Source organism: Bacillus sp. IBL03825, from assembly GCF_024712505.1.
Lineage (GTDB): Bacteria > Bacillota > Bacilli > Bacillales > Bacillaceae_G > Bacillus_A > Bacillus_A wiedmannii.
In genome coordinates, this window is record NZ_JAMXKE010000001.1 from 2552883 (window position 1) to 2573492 (window position 20610).

General features: G+C 34.1%; 22 protein-coding genes and 2 pseudogenes. 17 read left to right on the plus strand and 7 right to left on the minus strand.

All coding sequences use genetic code 11. The features are described 5' to 3' along the window. Position 1: 1 nt before the first annotated feature. The 8 genes from NHG49_RS13030 to NHG49_RS13065 all read left to right on the plus strand — a co-directional run bounded on the left by NHG49_RS13030 (position 2) and on the right by NHG49_RS13065 (position 9187). Positions 2 to 970, plus strand: coding sequence for a YbgA family protein (locus tag NHG49_RS13030; RefSeq protein WP_064475285.1), 969 nt, complete (start codon positions 2 to 4; stop codon positions 968 to 970). A gap of 216 nt (positions 971 to 1186) precedes the next feature. Next, positions 1187 to 2332 carry an acyl-CoA dehydrogenase gene (locus NHG49_RS13035; RefSeq protein WP_000397276.1) on the plus strand — a complete coding sequence of 382 codons (1146 nt, stop codon included), beginning with the start codon at positions 1187 to 1189 and terminating at the stop codon, positions 2330 to 2332. A gap of 15 nt (positions 2333 to 2347) precedes the next feature. Continuing rightward, the gene (locus NHG49_RS13040; RefSeq protein WP_000486754.1) at positions 2348 to 3685 is read left to right on the plus strand and encodes an acetyl-CoA carboxylase biotin carboxylase subunit; all 1338 of its coding nucleotides are present in this window, start codon (positions 2348 to 2350) and stop codon (positions 3683 to 3685) included. A gap of 26 nt (positions 3686 to 3711) precedes the next feature. After that, positions 3712 to 3927 (plus strand): acetyl-CoA carboxylase biotin carboxyl carrier protein subunit, encoded by a 216-nt coding sequence (locus NHG49_RS13045; RefSeq protein WP_001987345.1) that lies wholly within the window; start codon positions 3712 to 3714, stop codon positions 3925 to 3927. Positions 3928 to 3948: 21 nt separating this feature from the next. Further along, positions 3949 to 4860: a hydroxymethylglutaryl-CoA lyase gene (mvaB, locus tag NHG49_RS13050; protein ID WP_000775428.1), complete on the plus strand. Its 912-nt coding sequence runs from the start codon at positions 3949 to 3951 to the stop codon at positions 4858 to 4860. 4 nt (positions 4861 to 4864) lie between these two features. After that, positions 4865 to 5653, plus strand: a complete 789-nt coding sequence (locus NHG49_RS13055) for an enoyl-CoA hydratase (protein ID WP_048546966.1) — start codon at positions 4865 to 4867, stop codon at positions 5651 to 5653. 2 nt (positions 5654 to 5655) lie between these two features. Further along, positions 5656 to 7197 (plus strand): acyl-CoA carboxylase subunit beta, encoded by a 1542-nt coding sequence (locus NHG49_RS13060; protein ID WP_064475286.1) that lies wholly within the window; start codon positions 5656 to 5658, stop codon positions 7195 to 7197. Between the two features lie 49 nt (positions 7198 to 7246). Continuing rightward, positions 7247 to 9187 (plus strand): AMP-binding protein, encoded by a 1941-nt coding sequence (locus NHG49_RS13065; RefSeq protein WP_222655577.1) that lies wholly within the window; start codon positions 7247 to 7249, stop codon positions 9185 to 9187. Between the two features lie 443 nt (positions 9188 to 9630). On the opposite strand, the gene NHG49_RS13070 is transcribed toward NHG49_RS13065, so the two are convergent. The 3 genes from NHG49_RS13070 to NHG49_RS13085 all read right to left on the minus strand — a co-directional run bounded on the left by NHG49_RS13070 (position 9631) and on the right by NHG49_RS13085 (position 11195). Beyond that, entirely contained in the window at positions 9631 to 9828 is a 198-nt protein-coding gene (locus NHG49_RS13070) for a hypothetical protein (protein ID WP_000358738.1), read from the minus strand. 300 nt (positions 9829 to 10128) lie between these two features. Next, positions 10129 to 10629 carry an exosporium leader peptide-containing protein gene (locus NHG49_RS31450; RefSeq protein ID WP_308664522.1) on the minus strand — a complete coding sequence of 167 codons (501 nt, stop codon included), beginning with the start codon at positions 10627 to 10629 and terminating at the stop codon, positions 10129 to 10131. 197 nt (positions 10630 to 10826) lie between these two features. Beyond that, on the minus strand, positions 10827 to 11195 hold the full coding sequence (locus NHG49_RS13085; RefSeq protein WP_064475289.1) for an FtsB family cell division protein: 369 nt from the start codon (positions 11193 to 11195) through the stop codon (positions 10827 to 10829). A 665-nt stretch (positions 11196 to 11860) separates the two neighbouring features. Here NHG49_RS13085 and NHG49_RS13090 point away from each other — a divergent pair. The 3 genes and pseudogenes from NHG49_RS13090 to NHG49_RS13095 form a co-directional block, all read left to right on the plus strand. Then, complete coding sequence (locus NHG49_RS13090) at positions 11861 to 12241, plus strand: hypothetical protein (protein WP_064475290.1); 381 nt, start codon at positions 11861 to 11863, stop codon at positions 12239 to 12241. Between the two features lie 57 nt (positions 12242 to 12298). Next, a pseudogene (locus tag NHG49_RS31680) lies at positions 12299 to 12467 on the plus strand (terminase large subunit); the annotation flags it as partial. Position 12468: 1 nt separating this feature from the next. Continuing rightward, positions 12469 to 12748: pseudogene (locus NHG49_RS13095) on the plus strand (N-acetylmuramoyl-L-alanine amidase); the annotation flags it as partial. 210 nt (positions 12749 to 12958) lie between these two features. Here the strand turns inward: NHG49_RS13095 and NHG49_RS13100 are convergent. Next, entirely contained in the window at positions 12959 to 13198 is a 240-nt protein-coding gene (locus NHG49_RS13100; RefSeq protein WP_002096597.1) for a hypothetical protein, read from the minus strand. Positions 13199 to 13898: 700 nt separating this feature from the next. Between NHG49_RS13100 and NHG49_RS13105 the strand changes: the two genes are divergently transcribed. The 5 genes from NHG49_RS13105 (at position 13899) to NHG49_RS13125 (ending at position 16701) form a co-directional block, all read left to right on the plus strand. Further along, positions 13899 to 14255, plus strand: a complete 357-nt coding sequence (locus tag NHG49_RS13105) for a hypothetical protein (protein WP_064475292.1) — start codon at positions 13899 to 13901, stop codon at positions 14253 to 14255. A gap of 118 nt (positions 14256 to 14373) precedes the next feature. Then, positions 14374 to 14895 (plus strand): GNAT family N-acetyltransferase, encoded by a 522-nt coding sequence (locus NHG49_RS13110; RefSeq protein WP_081257245.1) that lies wholly within the window; start codon positions 14374 to 14376, stop codon positions 14893 to 14895. Positions 14896 to 14946: 51 nt separating this feature from the next. After that, positions 14947 to 15507: a nucleoside/nucleotide kinase family protein gene (locus tag NHG49_RS13115; RefSeq protein ID WP_064475965.1), complete on the plus strand. Its 561-nt coding sequence runs from the start codon at positions 14947 to 14949 to the stop codon at positions 15505 to 15507. Beyond that, positions 15500 to 16240 carry an alpha/beta fold hydrolase gene (locus NHG49_RS13120; protein WP_064475294.1) on the plus strand — a complete coding sequence of 247 codons (741 nt, stop codon included), beginning with the start codon at positions 15500 to 15502 and terminating at the stop codon, positions 16238 to 16240. The genes NHG49_RS13115 and NHG49_RS13120 overlap by 8 nt, the downstream gene beginning before the upstream one ends. Positions 16241 to 16242: 2 nt before the next feature. Continuing rightward, positions 16243 to 16701 carry a DinB family protein gene (locus NHG49_RS13125; RefSeq protein WP_064475295.1) on the plus strand — a complete coding sequence of 153 codons (459 nt, stop codon included), beginning with the start codon at positions 16243 to 16245 and terminating at the stop codon, positions 16699 to 16701. Between the two features lie 58 nt (positions 16702 to 16759). On the opposite strand, the gene NHG49_RS13130 is transcribed toward NHG49_RS13125, so the two are convergent. The 3 genes from NHG49_RS13130 to NHG49_RS13140 form a co-directional block, all read right to left on the minus strand. Further along, entirely contained in the window at positions 16760 to 17776 is a 1017-nt protein-coding gene (locus NHG49_RS13130) for a D-alanyl-D-alanine carboxypeptidase family protein (protein WP_258126098.1), read from the minus strand. A gap of 181 nt (positions 17777 to 17957) precedes the next feature. Continuing rightward, complete coding sequence (locus NHG49_RS13135) at positions 17958 to 19115, minus strand: sensor histidine kinase (RefSeq protein WP_064475297.1); 1158 nt, start codon at positions 19113 to 19115, stop codon at positions 17958 to 17960. Then, complete coding sequence (locus NHG49_RS13140) at positions 19105 to 19800, minus strand: response regulator transcription factor (protein ID WP_064475298.1); 696 nt, start codon at positions 19798 to 19800, stop codon at positions 19105 to 19107. The genes NHG49_RS13135 and NHG49_RS13140 overlap by 11 nt, the downstream gene beginning before the upstream one ends. A 192-nt stretch (positions 19801 to 19992) precedes the next feature. Here NHG49_RS13140 and yqeK point away from each other — a divergent pair, with 192 nt between their 5' ends. Continuing rightward, positions 19993 to 20601 carry a bis(5'-nucleosyl)-tetraphosphatase (symmetrical) YqeK gene (yqeK, locus tag NHG49_RS13145; protein WP_064475299.1) on the plus strand — a complete coding sequence of 203 codons (609 nt, stop codon included), beginning with the start codon at positions 19993 to 19995 and terminating at the stop codon, positions 20599 to 20601. Positions 20602 to 20610 lie beyond the last annotated feature (9 nt).

The following is a 20610-nucleotide window of genomic DNA, read 5'->3' on the forward strand; positions in this document are numbered from 1 at the left end:
GATGCGCCAATTTGCTAAACCGAAAATTATTGTAAGTAAATGTTTAGAATTTGATGCCTGTCGTTATAATGCAGAGATGATTCCAGATGTAACAATACGAAATTTGCAACCATTTGTTACATTTATCCCGGTTTGTCCAGAAGTAGAAATTGGTTTAGGAGTACCTCGCGAAACGATACGAATGGTAGAAGAAAATGGCGTAAATAGACTTGTGCAACCGTCGACACGAGAAGATGTAACTGAAAAAATGGAGCAATTTTCAAATGACTTTTTACAAACGATATCCGATGTGGATGGTTTTATTTTAAAGAATCGTTCGCCAAGTTGTGGTACGCGCGATGTGAAAATTTATTCTGGTTTTGAAAAAGCGCCAGTAAAAGGAAAGGGATCTGGCTTATTTGGCGGAGCAGTAATAAAAAAATTTTCGCATCTTCCAATTGAAGAAGAGGGTAGATTGTCGAATTTTATTATTAGAGAACATTTCTTTACAAGACTGTTTACAATCGCGCATTACAAAATGATTAAACATACTAAAAACATAAAAGAACTCGTATCATTTCAATCAGACTATAAGTATTTATTTATGGCATATAATCAAGTGAAACAAAAAGAATTAGGGCGTATTATTGCAAATCAAAAAAATGAAACGATTGAAGTTGTATTTGATAAGTATGAGAAGACTTTATATGAATTATTTATGCGCACCCCCCGCTATACATCGAATGTAAATGTATGTGAGCATATTTTTGGATATTTTAAAACAAAGTTGAAAAAACAAGAAAAAGATCATTTTTTAGATTTGATACAAAAGTATATAGAAAAGAAAGTCCCGCTTAGTAGCTTACTTACAATTTTAAAATCATGGGCCATTCGATTTGACGATAAGTATTTATTAAGACAAACATATTTTGAACCATACCCTGAAGCTTTAGTAGAAATTTCGGATTCGGGAAAAGGTAGAGATTATTAAACAATAAATTACATAATTCGACACAAAACTTCCTATGTTGTTGTAGAACAATGTAGGAATTTTTTTGTGCATTGGTACAGAATCTGTTTTAAAATTAAGTTATGACAGAATTATAGAAATTATCTAACTAATATTCGTGTCTTTTAAGAAGCAATGTTTGTAGTAGAAACTCGCACGCTGTCGAAACTCAATATTCGATAAGGGGTGTGTAGCGGAATGGAATTTACTCTAACTCGCGAAAAACAAATGATTAAAGAAATGGTACGTGACTTTGCTGAAAAGGAAATCGCACCGAAAGCTGTGTATTATGACAAAACTGCAGAGTTTCCATATGAAACATTTCAAAAAATGGGCGAACTAGGATTATTAGGTATCCCATTCCCTGAAGAGTATGGAGGTTCAGGTGGCGATACTGTATCGTACGCATTAGCAGTTGAAGAAATTGGTCGTGCTTGTGGTGGGACAGGATTAAGTTACGCTGCAACAATTTCATTAGGTGCTTCTCCAATTTATTATTTCGGTACAGAAGAACAAAAACAGAAATATTTAGTTCCAATGGCGTCAGGTAAAACATTAGGTGCTTTCGGATTAACTGAGCCGAACGCTGGATCTGATGCAGGCGGCACACAAACGAAAGCTGTGTTAGATGGAGATGAATATGTTATTAGTGGTGAAAAGTGTTGGATTACAAATGCAGAGTATGCAAATACAATTATTGTAACCGCTATCAATGGTGTTGAAGATAATGGTAGAAAACGTATTTCGGCATTTATCGTACCGACTACAAGTGAAGGATTAACGATCTCAAGTCCTTACGATAAGATGGGTGTTCGTGCTTCTAATACATGTGAAATCGTACTTGATGGTGTACGTGTACCGAAAGAAAATATTCTTGGTGATGTAAATAAAGGATTTAAACAATTCTTATATACACTTGATGGAGGACGTATTTCAATCGCAGCATTAGCAGTAGGTATTGCACAATCTGCATTTGAACGTGCGCTGCAATATGCGAAAGAACGTCAACAATTTGGAAAGTCAATCTCTAATTTCCAAGCGATTCAATTTAAATTAGCTGATATGGCGACTGAAGTAGAACTTGCACGTAATTTAGTACATAAAGCGGCTTGGTTAAAAGATAATGATAAACCTTTCGGTAAAGAAGCGGCTATGGCAAAGTTATTTGCATCTGAGGCGGCTAGTCGTATTGCAAATCAAGCGGTACAAATTCATGGTGGATACGGCTATATGCGTGAATATGAAGTGGAACGACATATTCGTGATGCAAAACTATTAGAAATTGGTGAAGGAACTTCTGAAATTCAACGTCTCGTAATTGCAAGACATTTAGGATGTAGATAAAAAGGAGGAATCACTATGTTTCAAAAAATATTAATTGCTAATCGCGGGGAAATCGCAGTTCGTATTATGAAAACTTGTCAAAAACTTGGCATTCGCACTGTTGCTATTTATTCTGAGGCTGATGAAAATGCCCTACATGTAAAAATGGCAAATGAAGCTTACTTAGTAGGTGGACCGCGTGTCCAAGAAAGCTATTTAAACCTTGAAAAAATTATTGAAATAGCTAAGAAGACAAATGCTGAAGCAATCCATCCGGGATATGGATTATTATCAGAGAATCCATCCTTTCCGGTTCGCTGTAGAGAAGAAGGAATTGTATTTATCGGTCCATCTGAAGAAATTATTACGAAGATGGGAAGCAAAATCGAATCTCGTATTGCAATGCAAGCTGCAGATGTCCCAGTAGTTCCAGGTATTACTACAAATATTGAAACTGCCGAAGAAGCAATTGAAATTGCAAAACAAATTGGTTATCCATTAATGCTGAAGGCATCCGCAGGCGGCGGAGGCATTGGAATGCAGTTGATGGAAACTGAGCAAACGCTCACCAAAGCATTTGAAAGTAACAAAACAAGAGCACAAAACTTCTTCGGTAACGGAGAAATGTATTTAGAGCGCTATATTGCAGATGCACATCATATTGAAATTCAGCTTTTAGCAGATACACATGGTAACACAGTGTATTTATGGGAGCGTGAATGTTCCGTGCAGCGCCGAAATCAGAAAGTAATTGAAGAAGCACCTTCACCATTTTTAGATGAAGGTACGCGAAAGGCGATGGGAGAAGTTGCTGTACAAGCTGCTAAAGCTCTAGGCTATACAAATGCAGGTACAGTTGAGTTTCTTGTAGATGATCAGAAGAACTTTTATTTCTTAGAGATGAATACGAGATTACAAGTAGAGCATCCAGTTACAGAAGAAATTACTGGTTTAGATCTTGTAGAACAACAACTTTTAATTGCATACGGTGAGAAACTATCATTTACACAAGATGATGTAAAACGTAGTGGTCATGCCATTGAGGCACGTATTTATGCAGAGGATCCGAAAACTTTCTTCCCATCACCTGGGAAAATTACAGATTTAACGCTTCCATCAAATGTACGTATTGATCACTTTTTGGAGAATCAAGTCACGATTACACCTTTCTACGATCCAATGATTGCGAAAGTCATTGCTCATGGTGAAACTCGTGAAGAAGCAATTTCAAAATTACATGATGCTTTAGAAGAATTAAAAGTAGAAGGTATTAAAACAAACACGCCAATGCTACTTCAAGTATTGGAAGACGATGTGTTTAAAAGTGGTATTTATACAACGGGTTTTGTAACGAAACAACTTGTTAAAAAATAAGATTTAACAATATTAAGGGGGAAAAAATGATGACGAAGGTTTATGCATCGATGGCAGGAAATGTATGGAAGATTGTTGTAGGAGTAGGAGATACAGTAGAGGAAGAGCAGGATGTCGTCATTTTGGAATCTATGAAAATGGAAATTCCAATCATTTCAGAAGAAGCTGGCACAGTTATGAAAATTAATGTGCAAGAAGGCGATTTTGTAAATGAAGGAGATGTATTACTAGAGATTGAATAGGGAGATATAGGGGGAAGCGAATTGAAACTACCTAATTTTGCTGTCATTAAAGAAGTCGGGCCACGTGATGGCTTACAAAATGAAAAAAAGATTGTTGGCACAAAAGATAAAGTAAAATGGATTCAACTACTTACAGAGGCGGGATTATCGTATGTTGAAGTTTCCTCATTCGTTCACCCTAAATGGGTCCCTGCATTAGCAGATGCAAATGATGTGTTTTCTGAGCTGAAAAGGGATCCCAATGTTACTTATGCAGCGCTTGTTCCAAATCAAAATGGTTTGGAACGAGCTTTTTTGCAAAATGTAGATGAGGTGAATGTTTTTTTATCAGCAAGTGAATCTCATAATAAAAGTAATATTAATAAATCAATTAAAGAAGCATTAGTTGTAATTGAAGATATAACAAAACAGGCATTATTCGAAGGGAAAAAGGTAAGAGGCTATGTTTCTACTGTATTTGGCTGTCCTTATGAAGGAGATATAAGTGCCACAGCAGTTGACGAATTATGTAATCAACTATTTTCATACGGCATTTATGAAGTATCTCTTGGTGACACGATTGGTGTAGCGAATCCGTTACAAGTAGAGCAAGTTTTAGAACATTTATTGAAGAAATATGATGCTTCGCAGTTTGCAATGCACTTCCATAATACGTATGGAATGGCTCTGGCCAATGTAGTTAAGTCATTAGAATATGGTATTACAACATTTGATAGTTCTTGTGGTGGTCTTGGGGGCTGTCCATATGCACCAGGAGCATCAGGCAATGTTGCAACCGATGACTTAGTTCATATGCTCCATAAGTTAGGAGTCCAGACGAATATTGATGAAGAAAAGTTATTGAGAGCAAGTCAATTTATTCAAAGTAAATTAAATATTCAATTACCGAGTCATGTGTATAGAGCGCTTCAACATAAAACGATAAGTAGGTGAGAAGATGCTACAACTACAAAACATTTCAGTTAATTATGTAACACCTCACGTTGTAAAGATTTCGTTATATCGTGAGAGACAAGCAAACTCATTATCTTTAGCGTTATTAGAAGAGTTACAAAACATATTAACTCAAATAAGTGAAGAGTCCAATACTCGTGTAGTTATTTTAACAGGTGCTGGTGAAAAAGCGTTTTGTGCTGGTGCTGATTTAAAGGAACGTGCTGGTATGAATGAGGAACAAGTTCGCCATGCTGTTAGTATGATTCGCACTACTATGGAGATGGTTGAACAATTACCACAGCCAGTTATTGCTGCTATAAACGGAATCGCCCTTGGTGGCGGTACGGAATTAAGTTTAGCTTGTGATTTTAGAATTGCGGCTGAATCTGCAAGTCTTGGACTTACTGAAACTACACTTGCAATTATACCAGGAGCAGGTGGTACGCAGCGTTTACCAAGATTAATTGGTGTTGGTAGGGCGAAAGAATTAATTTATACAGGCAGACGTATTTCAGCGCAAGAAGCAAAAGAATATGGTTTAGTAGAATTTGTTGTACCAGCTCATTTACTTGAAGAGAAAGCGATTGAAATAGCAGAGAAAATTGCTAGTAATGGTCCTATTGCTGTTCGATTAGCAAAAGAAGCAATTTCAAACGGTATTCAAGTTGATTTACATACCGGATTACAAATGGAAAAACAAGCGTATGAAGGTGTAATCCATACGAAAGATAGATTAGAAGGATTACAAGCATTCAAGGAAAAACGCACACCAATGTATAAGGGGGAGTAAATATGTTAGACCAAAAACAACAATCGAATACATTTGAAGAAAGAGTTGAAACGATTAAACAAGGCGGCGCACCAAAGTATCACGAACAAAACAAAGAAAAAGGAAAACTATTCGTTCGAGATCGCTTAGCTCTTTTATTTGATAATGGTGAATATGTAGAAGATGCATTATTTGCAAATTGTGAACAAACAGGATTACCTGCTGATGGTGTTATAACGGCAACGGGTAAAATACATGGTCGTACTGCATGCGTAATGGCAAATGATTCAACCGTAAAGGCTGGATCATGGGGTGCACGTACAGTTGAAAAGATTTTACGTATTCAAGAAACGGCAGAAAAATTACGTGTTCCGTTATTTTATTTAGTTGACTCTGCTGGAGCGCGTATTACAGATCAAGTAGAAATGTTCCCAGGGCGCCGCGGTGCAGGAAGAATCTTCTACAATCAAGTGAAATTATCAGGTAAAGTTCCTCAAGTATGCTTATTATTTGGACCTTCGGCAGCTGGTGGCGCATATATTCCAGCTTTTTGTGACATTGTTATGATGGTAGAAGGAAATGCATCTATGTACTTAGGTTCTCCTCGTATGGCGGAGATGGTTATCGGCGAGAAGGTAACTTTAGAGGAGATGGGCGGAGCTCGTATGCATTGCTCTGTATCAGGATGCGGAGATGTTTTGTGTAAAACAGAAGAAGATGCGATTACACAAGCAAGACAATACATTTCATATTTTCCAAACAACTACTTAGAGAAGACTCCATTGGTTACACCTCAAGAACCGAAACAATTCGAAAAAACGTTAGAACAAATCATTCCAGAAAATCAAAATGCTCCTTTCAATATGAAAGATCTCATTAATAGAGTTATTGATGAAGGTTCTTTCTATGAAGTGAAAAAATTATTTGCTCAAGAACTAATTACAGGCTTGGCACGTATTGATGGTAAGCCAGTTGGTATTATTGCAAATCAACCGCGTATGAAAGGCGGCGTATTATTCCACGATTCAGCGGATAAAGCAGCGAAGTTTATTAATTTATGTGATGCATATCATATTCCGTTGTTATTCCTTGCAGATGTACCTGGATTTATGATTGGTACAAAAGTAGAGCGTGCTGGTATTATTCGTCATGGTGCAAAGATGATTTCTGCAATGAGTGAAGCAACTGTACCGAAAATTTCTATCGTTGTTCGTAAAGCATACGGTGCTGGTTTATATGCAATGGCAGGTCCAGCCTTTGAACCAGATTGCTGCCTAGCATTACCGACAGCTTCTATTGCAGTAATGGGTCCAGAAGCGGCAGTCAATGCTGTATATGCAAATAAGATTGCAGCTTTACCAGAAGAAGAGCGTAATAGCTTCATTGCTGAAAAACGCGAAGAGTATAAGAAAGATATTGATATTTACCATTTGGCATCAGAGATGGTCATTGATGGTATTGTTCATCCAAACAATTTAAGAGAAGAGTTAAAAGGACGATTCGAAATGTATATGAGTAAATATCAAGTATTTACAGATCGTAAACATCCTGTTTATCCAGTTTAAAAGCCCTATTTAGGGCTTTCTTGCTCAAAAAGTCAAGGAGGGGAAAACATTGAAACAAGCAGTTTGGTTTCCAACAGAAGAGTATAAAGAAAAAACGCGTTTATATGGTTGGATGAAATCATTGGGCTATGAAGATTATGAAACGTTTTATAATAAATCTATTGAAGAAACAGATTGGTTTTGGGGAGAAGCTGAGAAAGCGGTTGGTTACCAATGGATGAAGCCTTATACAGAAGTGCTAGATTTAGAAAATGGTACACCGTTTGCACAGTGGTATAATGGCGGAACATGTAACGTTGTAGAATCAGTTTTATCACGCTGGCTTGCAGATGATGAAACAAGAACGCAACCAGCACTACAGTACGAGGGAGAAAATGGAACTTCAAAATCATTTACATATGAAGATCTTGACAACTGGGTAAGTCGCGTTGCAAACGGTTTGAAACATGCGGGTATTGAAAAAGGTGACCGTGTAACAATTTATATGCCGATGATTCCAGAAACAGTTGTTGCAATGTTAGCTGTTATGAAAATCGGAGCAATTATTTCACCAATATTCTCAGGATTTGCGTCTGATGCAGTCATGACTCGTGTACAAGCGGCAGGATCAAAAATGATCATTACTGCAGATGGTTTTTCACGCCGAGGTAAAGTTGTTTCATTAAAAGACGAAGTAGATAAAGCTTGCGAACATTGTCCAACTGTTGAAAAAATTGTTATTGTTCGTCATGCAGGAAATGATTTTACACCACATAATTATGATTTCCCATGGAGTGCACTAGAAAAAGAAAAACCATTTACACATGCTGAAGAGATGAATAGTGATGATCCGTTAATGCTCATTTATACATCAGGTACAACTGGGAAACCGAAAGGAACAGTACATACACATGCTGGTTTCCCTTTGAAATCTGCATGTGATGCAGGATTTGGAATGAACATCAAACAAGGTGACCGCGTATTATGGGTAACTGATATGGGCTGGATGATGGGACCGTTTTTACTATTCGGCTCTCTCATTAATGGAGCAACGATGGTTATGTACGAAGGTGTTCCAGATTTCCCAGAAGCAGATCGTTTATGGGAGACCGTTGATAAATATGAAATTACACATCTCGGTATATCACCAACATTAATTCGTGCGTTAATGGCAAAGGGTGATGAGTATGTAAATAAACATTCGCTCAAGAGTTTAGAAGTATTCGCATCAACAGGTGAACCTTGGAATCCAGATCCTTGGATGTGGCTATTTGAAACAGTTGGAAAAAATAATGTACCAATTTGTAACTATTCAGGCGGAACTGAAATTTCTGGTGGGATTTTCGGAAACGTCCTTATTAAACCGATTGCACCGATTAGTTTTAACGCATCTTTACCAGGAATGGCAGCGGTTGTGCTCAATGATCAAGGCAATCCAATTCGTGATGAAGTTGGAGAATTATGTTTAGAGAAACCTTGGGTTGGTATGACGAAAAGTTTCTGGGAAGACGATGAGCGTTATGTGAACACGTATTGGTCACGTTTTGAAAATAAATGGGTTCATGGTGACTGGGTGATTTATGATGGTGAGCAATATATTATTACAGGACGCTCAGATGATACGTTAAACATTGCTGGAAAACGTATTGGACCTGCAGAATATGAATCTATTCTTGTTAAGCATAATGATGTCATAGAAGCTGCCGCGATTGGTGTACCTGATGATGTAAAAGGTGAAGTTTGTCATTGTTTTGTAGTATTAAGGGACAATGTAACATTCACAGGAGAGTTAAAGAAAGAATTAATGAGTTTAGTAAACTCTCATATCGGAAAAGCATTGTGTCCAAAAGATATTCACGTTGTAGAAGATTTACCAAAAACACGTAATTCTAAAGTAATGCGACGCGTCATTAAAGCTGCTTACTTAGGAAAAGAATTAGGGGATTTATCATCACTTGTAAATCCTGAAGTAGTTCCATTTATTCAGGGGTTACAGTCTAGTAAACTATAAAATTACGAATGAGCTCTATGTAAATAGAGCTCATTTTTAATGTTTACAAAAAGATAAGAGAGAAAAAGTAAATTTGAAGTTAAAAAATCTACTATTAGTGTTAAGTATGTCTGTTTGTTTTTAGTTTTTATCAAAATAGGATACTGTTGCATATCTATCCAATGGAGTAATTGAATTTTGTTAAGAATGAAAATTTAGTGAAGAAAAAAGTAATGAATAAAAGGAGAAATCCCTGGGGGACAGGGATTCAATAAAGGAGATATCATTGTCGTTCAATGTCGAAATTTGGCGTATTCGACAAATTAATATTATCACGAATTTTCAGGAGATTGTGATAGTGGATGTGTCAAAAATGTGTACGGGTTCCATATAAAAGTGTTAATTAAATAGGAAAAGGGAAAAGAATTAAGTTCACTCGTTCTTAAGATTTTTCCCTTTTAAATTTACTGCTTGTTCGTTGTTCTATATACATCTGAGATTGGTAAATCGTCGCCATGTAAAGCTTGAGTACTGTCCTTTTTGTTTGAATCATGTGCCTCCTGAGATGTTTCTTGCATTTGCTCTTGGGCTTTACTAGGGGTATTCAGCGCATCCGATGACACATAATCAAGTTGTTGACTTAATAGATTTTTTTTATCCATGTTATGTAGCTCCTTTTTGAATTTAGATATAAAAACGAAGTGTTTTTAAATAGTTACGTGGGTATTATGTATCTTTGAATGGAATTATATACATAAACTATATTGAGAATTTAACTAATTATAAAAATCACTTGTGATGACAAGTTTAAGAAATATAAAGATCATTAGTTCTTAATAAAAGCTTTATTTTAGTAGGGTGTTTCGAAATTTCATTTGAAAGGAACATCCCAATGATAAGATGAGCACTGTAAATCAGTGCTCATCTTATCAGAAATTGCTTAGTACTTAAAGATAAAACCATTACGGACAATTCACAATGGTAATAGTGACGCTAGCCATTGTTCCAGGAGAATCAAGAAGTGAAGCAGTAACGGTTACTGTTCCAGGCCCATTAGCGGCTAGAAATACAGCGGTAAAGTTACCTGAAGCATTTGTAATGACAGCAAGAGGAACCATGAAAGCAAGAGAAGGATTACTAAATGAAAAACTGACCACTACTCCTGGAGTAGGACTACCGTTTACTAATACTTGACCCGAAAAAAATAAAGTATTATTTCCTTGAGTGGATACACATGTCGTGGTTTCGTTAGAAGTCAAAGTAATAGATGCAGGCCCAGCAGGAAGATTAAATCCAGTTGGGCCAGTTGGTCCGGTTGGTCCGGTTGGTCCGGTTGGTCCGGTTGAACCCGTAGCTCCTGTAGAACCGGTGGGACCAGTAGGGAATTGAAAGGGTTGAACAGGTGGAAGTGTAGGTCCAATAGAACCCGGATTAAGTGCAGCAAAAGATAAAAACTCGTCCATTATTTATCACCTCTAAAAATCGTATTACTAATAGTAAATGTAATGATAGAGCAAAGTGAAATGGACAAGCGGTTGTATTTTAATAAATTAAACAAAATTTTTATTTGATAGAAAGAGAGATTAGTACGATTCCTTTAGAAATTAAATATAAAAAGGCGAGTATTTTCAAATCGCCTTTTGGGTAATGCAGTGTAATTTTATTCAGTTATTTGAAAAATAGTTTCATTCGGTTTGGAAAATCCATACAGTTTCCTTGCGAATTTTAAAATTTCTTCTTCACTATCTGTTAAAGTTTTAACATCATTTTTAAGGGAATGACCATCCTTCTTTAAAGAAGATAATTTTTGTTGCTCCGTATTAAGCGTGATTTGTTTTTCTTTAATCATTTCTTGTTGGTTATTAAGAGAATATTGAAGGACAAAAATTATAGGTAATATTAAAACCAAAATAGTTATAATACGGCGTCTTGTTTTTTTATTACTACCTTGTTGGGTGTTAGGGTTCACTTGCTGTGAGGGTATATTAGGATTTGATTGTTGGGATGATACTTTTGGGATGTTTCCCATTAAAAGGCCTCCATTACTGATTGTAGAATTTAAACTATTTAAAAGTATTATAAATGTTCAATAAGGATTTTAGAAGATATTTTAATATAGGTGAGTTTTGTAAAGTTTAAACAAAATTTTTATTTAAATAAAAGAACTCCCGATTGTCCGCGGGCTCCTAAGGGAAATCGTCAAATAATGAAGTACTCGACTAATTAATGATATCATGAATTTTTTGGTAAAAACACTGGTAAATTCATCCGAATTAATGAGAGCATCATTTGAAACAAAAACGCTATTTTAATAGGGAGGGGAATAATGATGATGCCATGGGACAAGCGAGTATACATTGTATCAAGGTGATCATTTTATTACAGAGGGGACAATTTTTGAGGTTAGTGAAAAGGCGAATAAATCATTATATTGGCTTCGGTGCATGTTAGTTCCAAGCTATGAAAAAGTGTGCGGTAATAGTACAAAGCGACTTTGGTTGATTCGGATAGATGATGACGAAGAATGATGTGAAAATTTCATTTCGTAGAGAAATAAGGTGATTAAGGATGGGCATAGAATATGCCATACTTGTATTAAAAAAGAGCAGAATTTAGCCTATATATAAAGATGTTGGAATTGTTCTAAAGGGGGGAATATCTGAAATATAAATAATTGAGGGGAGTGAACTAATAATGGAAACTAGTACTTTTTTAGGATTGTTTTGGGGATGGGTAACGGTTATTGTATCGGGAATACTTTTCGTACGACCATCGGTACTACGTGAATTAAAAAAATTAGTGGTTGAAGACAGAGGATTTGGTATTATGTATGGTTTTCTATCGATTTTCCTAGGGTTAGGTAGTGTAATCCTACATAATGTATGGGTATTCAACTGGCAGGGGTTCCTAACGTTTATTGCATGGCTTGCATTATTAAAGGGAATCTACATAATTGTATATCCTGAACCTTCCAAGAAAACAGACTTTGAAGTAAGGGTACTATCTACACGTATAGCGCTCGCTATCATTGGCGTCTTGGCTTTATGGATGCTTATAGTAATCTATATAAAATAATCTTTTTCTAATAAGGAAGTTAATAAAATATGAGAAAATTCCATTATAATACTAATTTTAGAATGTTGCATTGCGAAATGGTCAGAAATTCTTGCTTACAAATCGTCCATTCCCTAATTTACATGCTCAAAAATTTATAGGAGCATTAGAATTTGCGAGTATTCGGGATTTTGGTGTATGTGGTCTTTTAGTTAGACAAAATGGTGCGTACATTTTTAAAACTCATAGACGGCTGGTTGAATCTTGGCGAAGAGCAATAGATTAAATACGATTCTTTTATGTGAAGTTCGATAAAAAAGTACAGTAGATTCATCTATTGGAGGAAAACGTGGTGTTTCTAAAAGAAATAATTTATGTTTCTATGATTCACCAACTTGGCAGGATAAAGACGTTGCTGGTTCTGTTAATGTATGATTAGAGTTTGTTATTGATGCAAAAGTAAGTGTTAAAGGAACACTACAATACAAGGTGCACAATAGCAAAGGAAAAACATACTGCTGTAAATAAGCTTATTTGTATGTGAAGTAATTAAAGAGTCGATTTATAAGAGTCAGCTTATTTTTCAATACTCCACTCAACTAGTAATTATAGATGCCAGTTTAAATCTCTACGTGTTAATATATAAAAAGCTGACTATATTTAGTCAGCTTTTTATATATTCTAGTATTTATCGGTCCCAAAAGACATATTCTTTCCTTTAATTTGACATTTAATATATTACCAATGTTTTCTTTTACAATGACAACAAATAAAGAAACATTTACAGCGACACTTATTTCGTTTAGAACGCCAATCATCATCACAATGGTGTTGTTCTTTAGATTTCCACCAATCATCATTGCAATGCTTTTCTTTAGAACGCCAATCATCATCACAATGGTGCTGTTCTTTAGATTTCCACCAGTCATCACAACAATGCTTTTTCTTAGAACTCCAGCAATCATTTTTCCAGGACATTTTTTATACCTCCCTTCAATTAGGGTTCATATTATTCTATGTTTTAGTAAAAAAATGGCTTGTTTATTAACCTATTATTTTACCTTTATATGATAGAGTGCTTTCTACTAAATATAGAATTCATACAAACTATGCTTAATTTTCAAAAGGTAGTGGAGAGAACTGCTGGTTATGATATTAATCAACAAACACTTGTTGAAGAAAACGTTCTGATTTTAAATAATATCTTATTTTGGAGTACGCTTTTTTTAATGTATATTTCACAACAGCAAAGGCAAAACATACTATATTACTGCAAACAAAGCCTATGTATATGTGAAGTAATAGGAAAAGCTGGTCCCTCTTAAAGGAGCCGGCTTATTAAAAAAAACAGGTTCGTTTGAGAAAGAGGTTGTCTAAATTTTAAATTCAGCAGAATTAAATCCAAGTCCAATCATTAAACAGGCCTTTAATTGTTAGAGGTCCGTTTTGTTATTAATAAAGAAAAGAATGTTATTGTCGTTGAAAGCACGTTTATACTAATAATGCTACATATTTGGAGTATTTGAATTGAGTATTCATACAGTAGTATATTCGTCTTTAATATATATATATAAAAGTTTAGTACAAGTGTTTGTTTTTTTGTTTCTATGCTTTTGTCTCGTACACTTTTAAGCTATTGGACATACTTTACTAATAGAAATGATTAGGGGGTGAGGATTTGGGTTCTCGATTTAATAATTGTAGAAAAAAATGTACGTGTAAACATGATGATTGTTGGGATGTTTTTGAAGAGTGTAAAAAAGAACAGCATGAGAAATGTGACAGCTCTTGTGTACAAGGAATTAGAGACGAACTTAAAAAATTAATTAATAAAACAGTGCGAATTAACACTGAAGGACGTACTTATATAGGTACTGTTTCTTCTGTAACTTGCGATGTTGTTAAGCTGGCTGCTATTCCTGGTTCAGTTGCAGCAATTATATCTCTTTGTAAAATTGAAGCGATTTTACCACCTGCTACAACTGTTGTTGATGAGTTTGATTTTAACGGTGTTGACGTAGCAAATAAAGAGTAATTATGCTTTATTGATGCTAAGCCATTCTTATGAATGGCTTTTTATTTTGTTTAAAAGGGAATATATTTTTCATATAGAAATAAATTTGAAGGTGTATAAAAGGTTGTGTGAAAGGAGAATGAGAGTGATCAAGCTGAAACAATTTACAAGAACTGATTTCAAACAATTAATAAATTGGATTGATTGCGAAGAATTTTTAATACAGTGGTCAGGAAATGTATTTACATACCCTTTACATGAACAACAATTAGAAAAATATATTGAATGCAAAAATACGCTTGCATTTAAAGTAATAGATGAAGAGACTATAAAAGTAATTGGTCATATTTCACTTGGGCAAATTGACAATATAAATAAATCTGCAAGAATTGGAAAAGTGTTAGTTGGTGATACGAAAATGCGAGGGCGTTCTATAGGGAAACATATGATAAAAGCAGTATTACAAATTGCATTTAAAGAATTAAAACTACATAGAGTAACTCTTGGTGTTTATGATTTTAATACGTCGGCCATCTCATGTTATGAAAAAATAGGATTTGTAAAAGAAGGTTTATTAAGAGAATCCAAAAAAGTAGGAGAAACATATTGGAATTTATGGGAAATGAGTATGTTAGAATATGAATGGAGTGATAAAAAATAATAGTTTTTTATAATTATGTTATGTCAATTAAAAGGGGTATGGTGGGAAGTTATGAATAAAAATACTAAAGTAATTTCAGTTGCAGCTGTTTCAGGAGGAGGTAAAACTACTGTTACAGAAAGTTTAACTCACAAGTTAATGAATTCAAAAGCACTATATTTTGATAGCTATGACTTTGATAATTGTCCTGCTGATATTTGTAAATGGATTGATGATGGAGCAAATTATGATGAATGGGTACTTACACCATTAATTAAGGATATTCAGCATCTGTTACAAAATAGTTATCTAGATTATATTATTGTAGATTATCCTTTTGCATACCTAAATAGTGAAATGCGACAATTCATTGATGTAACCATATTTATCGACACACCTTTAGATATTGCGATGGCTAGAAGAATTTTGCGAGATTTTAAGGAAGATACAATGAGTGAAATACAAAATAATTTAAAACACTATATAACATATGCTAGAAAAGCATATTTAGAGGCACTTCATACCGTAAAGCCAAATTCAGATATTGTTTTGGATGGATCTTTATCTGTCGATGAAATAATTAATCAAATTTTAGAGTCACTTAATCGGAGAGAAGTAATCGTCAATGGTTAAATGTATAGAGGAATATGTACAAGTTGATGATTTTAAAATGTATTCAAAAGTATTCCAAGGAAAGCAGTTGCAACCTGTTATTATAATGGAGGCAGGCTATGGCGATTATTCAAAGACATGGGATCATATCGCTAAAGAGTTGACGGAATATGGGACGGTACTTACATATGATCGAGCGGGCGTAGGAAAAAGTGGGAAGAGTTCCAAGAGACGTATTAGTTCTGAAATGGTAAAAGATTTAAGGTGTTGCTTGGCGCAATTACAATTGAAACCACCTTATATTTTTGTAGGACATTCTTTTGGCGGTATAAATGCACGTTTATTTGCGACTTTTTATCCCGAAGATATGTTGGGAATCGTTTTGGTTGATTCGACACCGGAAAATTATAAAGAAGATTTTCTGCCAATCATGTCTCCAGAATTTCAAGAAGCTTACTATAAACAGTTTGTATATGAAAGTTCTTATGAAGAGTTTACATTTAGTTTAAGTGAAGTAGATAGACATTGTAAATCAATGAATGATATTCCACTTGTCGTGTTAGCTGCTGGTAAAAAAACTTTTTATTCGCAAGCTGCACAACTGAAGTGGTTACAGTTGCAAGAAGAATTATTACGATTATCATACAATCATAAATTTGTAATTGCAGAACAAAGCGGTCACTATATTCAAAAAGATGAACCATATTATGTAATAGATGCGGTTAAGTGGATTGTTGAGGTAGGGGAGAGATAAATATGTACACGTTATTTCAATACAATTGGCAAGTAAGAGATGATTGGTTTAAGTGGTGTGAACAACTTTCAGAGAAAGAATTACTCCGCAAGCGTGTAGGTGGTGTTGGGAGTGTTTTAGAAACATTATTCCATATTGTCGATGTTGAGTACAGCTGGATTAGTGCGCTTCAAGGAAAAGAAGATAATGAACCGCAGTTTAAAGATTATCAATCCATCCAAAAAGTGAAAGCGTTATCTAATTTATATATACGAGAATTAGAAGATTTTTTACAGTTGTGGTCATTTAGCCTAGAATGTAAGATATTAAAAGCTTCGTGGACAGATAAAACATATACATACGGTGAAGTTTTAAGACATGTAATTGTACATGAAATTCACCATATCGGTCAGCTATCTATATGGGCGAGAGAATTAAATCTTCAGCCTGTTTCAGCGAATTTAATTGGAAGAGGACTATAGATTTAGAAACCGGCTTGCACTGTGAATGCAAGCCGGTTTTTATATATAAGAAGATTTCTTAGTTGAAATCCTCGGATTTTTTCTGACGTATATGTAAAAACATTAAAATTGTAATAATGAAGAAAATCAATAATGTTTGTATAATCAAATTTTTAAACTGAAGTAAAACTGTCCACGATGTAACAGTATCTTTAAAAGCTTGGAGTGCAGAGTACGAGGAAGGATCAAAACCATACTGTAGTAATTTTTTTGTTTCAATAAAAGTACTGTTTTCATCGTCGGCGTCTAATATTACTGAAATAAGTCTAGTATCTCCTCGTTTTGCTGTACTGACAAAACTATAATTACCATTAGTTGAAAAACTAGTTTGTAAGCCATCAACACCTTGGAGTTTAATGTTTTTATTAAGGGAATAAATCATTTTATTTGTGTTGAAAACTTTTGAGTCTTTGAAGGTAAATTGGTAAGAGGTTAGTTTCGTAATGTTCAATACATTAGGAAAGTCTTTTACTAATTGTGTTGCTAGTTTAGCTACGTCTATAGCTGTTGTAGTTGATTGTTTATTTGTATCGTTATTCATTCCAGTAGCATTTAGAAACGGGGATGGTTGTGATAACTTTAGTTGTTTTGCTTTCTCATTCATTACAAGTGTAAAGTTATCTTCGTTTCCAGCAATCTGTTCTGCAAGGGCAAGTGCGGAACGATTATTCCCTGTCAAAAACAATGCATGAAGTAAATCACGAACTGTCGTTTTATCTTTCGAATTTACTTGTATAGGGCTCGTTTCTGCTCGGAAAACTTCGTTATTTATTTTTACTAATTCATCTAACTGTATTTTCCCTTCATTCAGCTGCTCCATTGCGATATACTCTGTCATTAATTTAGATAAAGTAGCTGATTGTATAGGAATTTCTTCATTTTTTTTATAAACAACTTCACCTGAATTAGCATCTATTAAAATAGCTGATTTAGCTTGAATAATTGGACCATTTACATAAAGGTAAAAATATAAAACGATAAGTGCTGTAATAACAAAAGATAATAATAAAATTGTGAATTTTTTCAAGAATTGCATAAGCGATCCTCCTACTATGACATCAATAATAGTATTGTAAAAAAGAATGCTTAATTAGGAAGAAAGAAAAGGTAAAGAATTTCTAAAGAATTATAAAGGATTATTTAATTTTGGATATTGATGGAAAATAAAAGGTTCAATTTCTTATATGATAAGAAATTGAACCTAAAATTAAATTGTATTAACATTTATATGGTTGTAGTTTTATAGTGAAAGTTGTTCTTTTCTCATCACTATATACTTCAATTGTTCCTTTATGCAATTCGACAATACTTTTTGCAATTGCCAATCCGAGTCCAGATCCACCAGTGTTTGTCGAGCGCGATTTCTCCACGCGATAAAAACGTTCAAAAATATGAGGTAAATCGGTACTCGGAATAGGCTGGCCGTAATTTGTAATATCAATTGCAATCATATTATTACTTTCGTAAGCAGTAATATCAATATACTCACCATCGCTACCATAAGCGATAGCATTAATAATTAGATTTTCAAATACGCGAACTAATTTATCACCATCAGCTAATACCATGAGTTTTTGAGATGGAAAAGAAGGTCGACATTCTATATTAGCTTCTTGAACCTGTATGCGGAATTGAACAGTTAATTGTCCAAGTAGCTCTACAATATCAATAGGAGCAGAAAATAAACTTAACTCTTTATTTTGAACACGTGTATATTCAAACAAATCATTCATTAATGCATTAAGACGGGTTACTTTATCGTAAATGACTTGTATGTAATAGCGTAATTCCACTTCATCTCTATAATTATCATGGTGGATTAAATTCACGTATCCAACTATAGAGGTAAGAGGAGTACGTAAATCATGCGATACATTTGTAATAAGTTCACTTTTAGCTTGTTCCGCCTGTCTTTCTTCATCAATTGAGACTTTCAATTGTTCAACAATTTGATTAACACCGGTCGCTAACTCTTCCAGATAATTATGATGTACGATAGAAATTTTATGATTGAAGTTTCCATCTGCAATATAACGAATCTCTTCTATCATTTTTTTAATACAAGTTTCATAGTAAAGCTTTCTTTCATGACGATAAAAAATGTATAGGTAGGATGAAAAAATAGAAAATAAAAACAAATAAGATACAATCATCATCCAGAGAGATTCTTTTATTCCTTTATATTTTTCATATCCAAAAATTCTAATGAATTCTTTGCCGAGTTCGCTTAATGTAAGTGAACTTTCAATTACACTTGTAACAAGACGATATATTATTAATTCAGTAATAGGAGTAAGTGTGATGGCTAACATAAACCAAAAAATCAACTTCCATTTTGGGATATCTTTTAATATATCAAATGCTTCATTTCTCAATTTTATAGCCTACTCCCCAAACAGTATGAATAAACTTCTCTCCATTCATTCCTGTTTCAAGTTTATCCCGTAAATTACTAATGTGGACCATTACAGTTTTATTTGAGCCATAACCATCTTCATTCCAAACGCGTTCAAAAATTTCTTCGGAACTAAATACTCTTCCGGTATTACTCGCAAGTAAATATAAAATATCAAATTCAATAGATGTAAGTTTAATATATTCTCCATTTACTTTAACAGTATGATTATGTTTGTGTATTTCAGCAGAACGAATACGAATAATACCATCTTCATTTTTGGAGGAAGTGGCATTTTGGAAAGATGATCTTCGTAACAAAGCTTTCACTCTAGCTACTAATTCTAATGGATTGAATGGCTTAATCATATAATCATCTGCACCTGTCATAAGACCTAATATTTTATCCATATCTTCGGCTTTTGCACTCAGCATAAGAATAGGTACAGTATTATTCTCACGAACTTCCTGGCAAACTTCTAATCCGTTTCGTTTTGGCATCATTATATCCAAAACCATAAGGTCAACTTCATATGTAGAAATCATTTGCAATGCCTCATCGCCATCGTATGCTTTATAAATGTTATAGCCTTCATTTCGCAAATAAACAGCAAGTAACTCAACAATTTCTTTATCATCATCAATAATTAATATGTTTTTCTTCATTATGTAGTTCCTTTCCTAACAAATCATTAACATTACTATAATATCAAACATTTATGTATTTTGTAGCCATGATTCCACATAAAATTTCATGTAACGTATAAAAAAGGGATTAAAACATTCATAACGAATACAAATAAAAAGGATATTTAAATACAACGTTATATTGAATGTTTGGAAGAAGGGGGACTTATGATGTTATATAAAGATATTTATTCATTTACTCCGACTGGAAAAATTGAAAATAATATAAAAGTTTTTCTATTAAAATACAATAAAGAACTTACATATAAGCATTCAATTCGGGTAGCAAATGAAGCCCAGAAAATTGTGATTAAGTATCATGAAAACGAGGAAAAGGCAGCAATGGCAGCATATTTACATGATATTAGTGCAATCTTTCCGAATGAAGAGCGGGTTGCAGTTGCTGAACAATTTGGAATAGAGATATTACTAGAAGAACGAGAATTCCCGATGATTATTCATCAAAAATTGTCGAAAATAATTGCAAAAGAGATATTTAAAGTGGAAGATGAAGAAATTTTAAATGCAATTAATTGTCATACTACACTACGTAAGCATGCAACGAAGATGGATTTAGTGTTATTTGTTGCTGATAAAATAGAGTGGGATCATAATGGGACACCACCTTATTTAGTAGAAGTAAAAAAAGGATTAGAAAAATCTTTAGAACATGGTGCTTTTTCATATATTTCATATTTGTGGGATAGAAGAGACACGTTGAAAGTTTTACATCCGTGGCTAGATGATGCATATTGGCAGTTAAAAGAAATTGTAGAGTAGAAAGGGTAT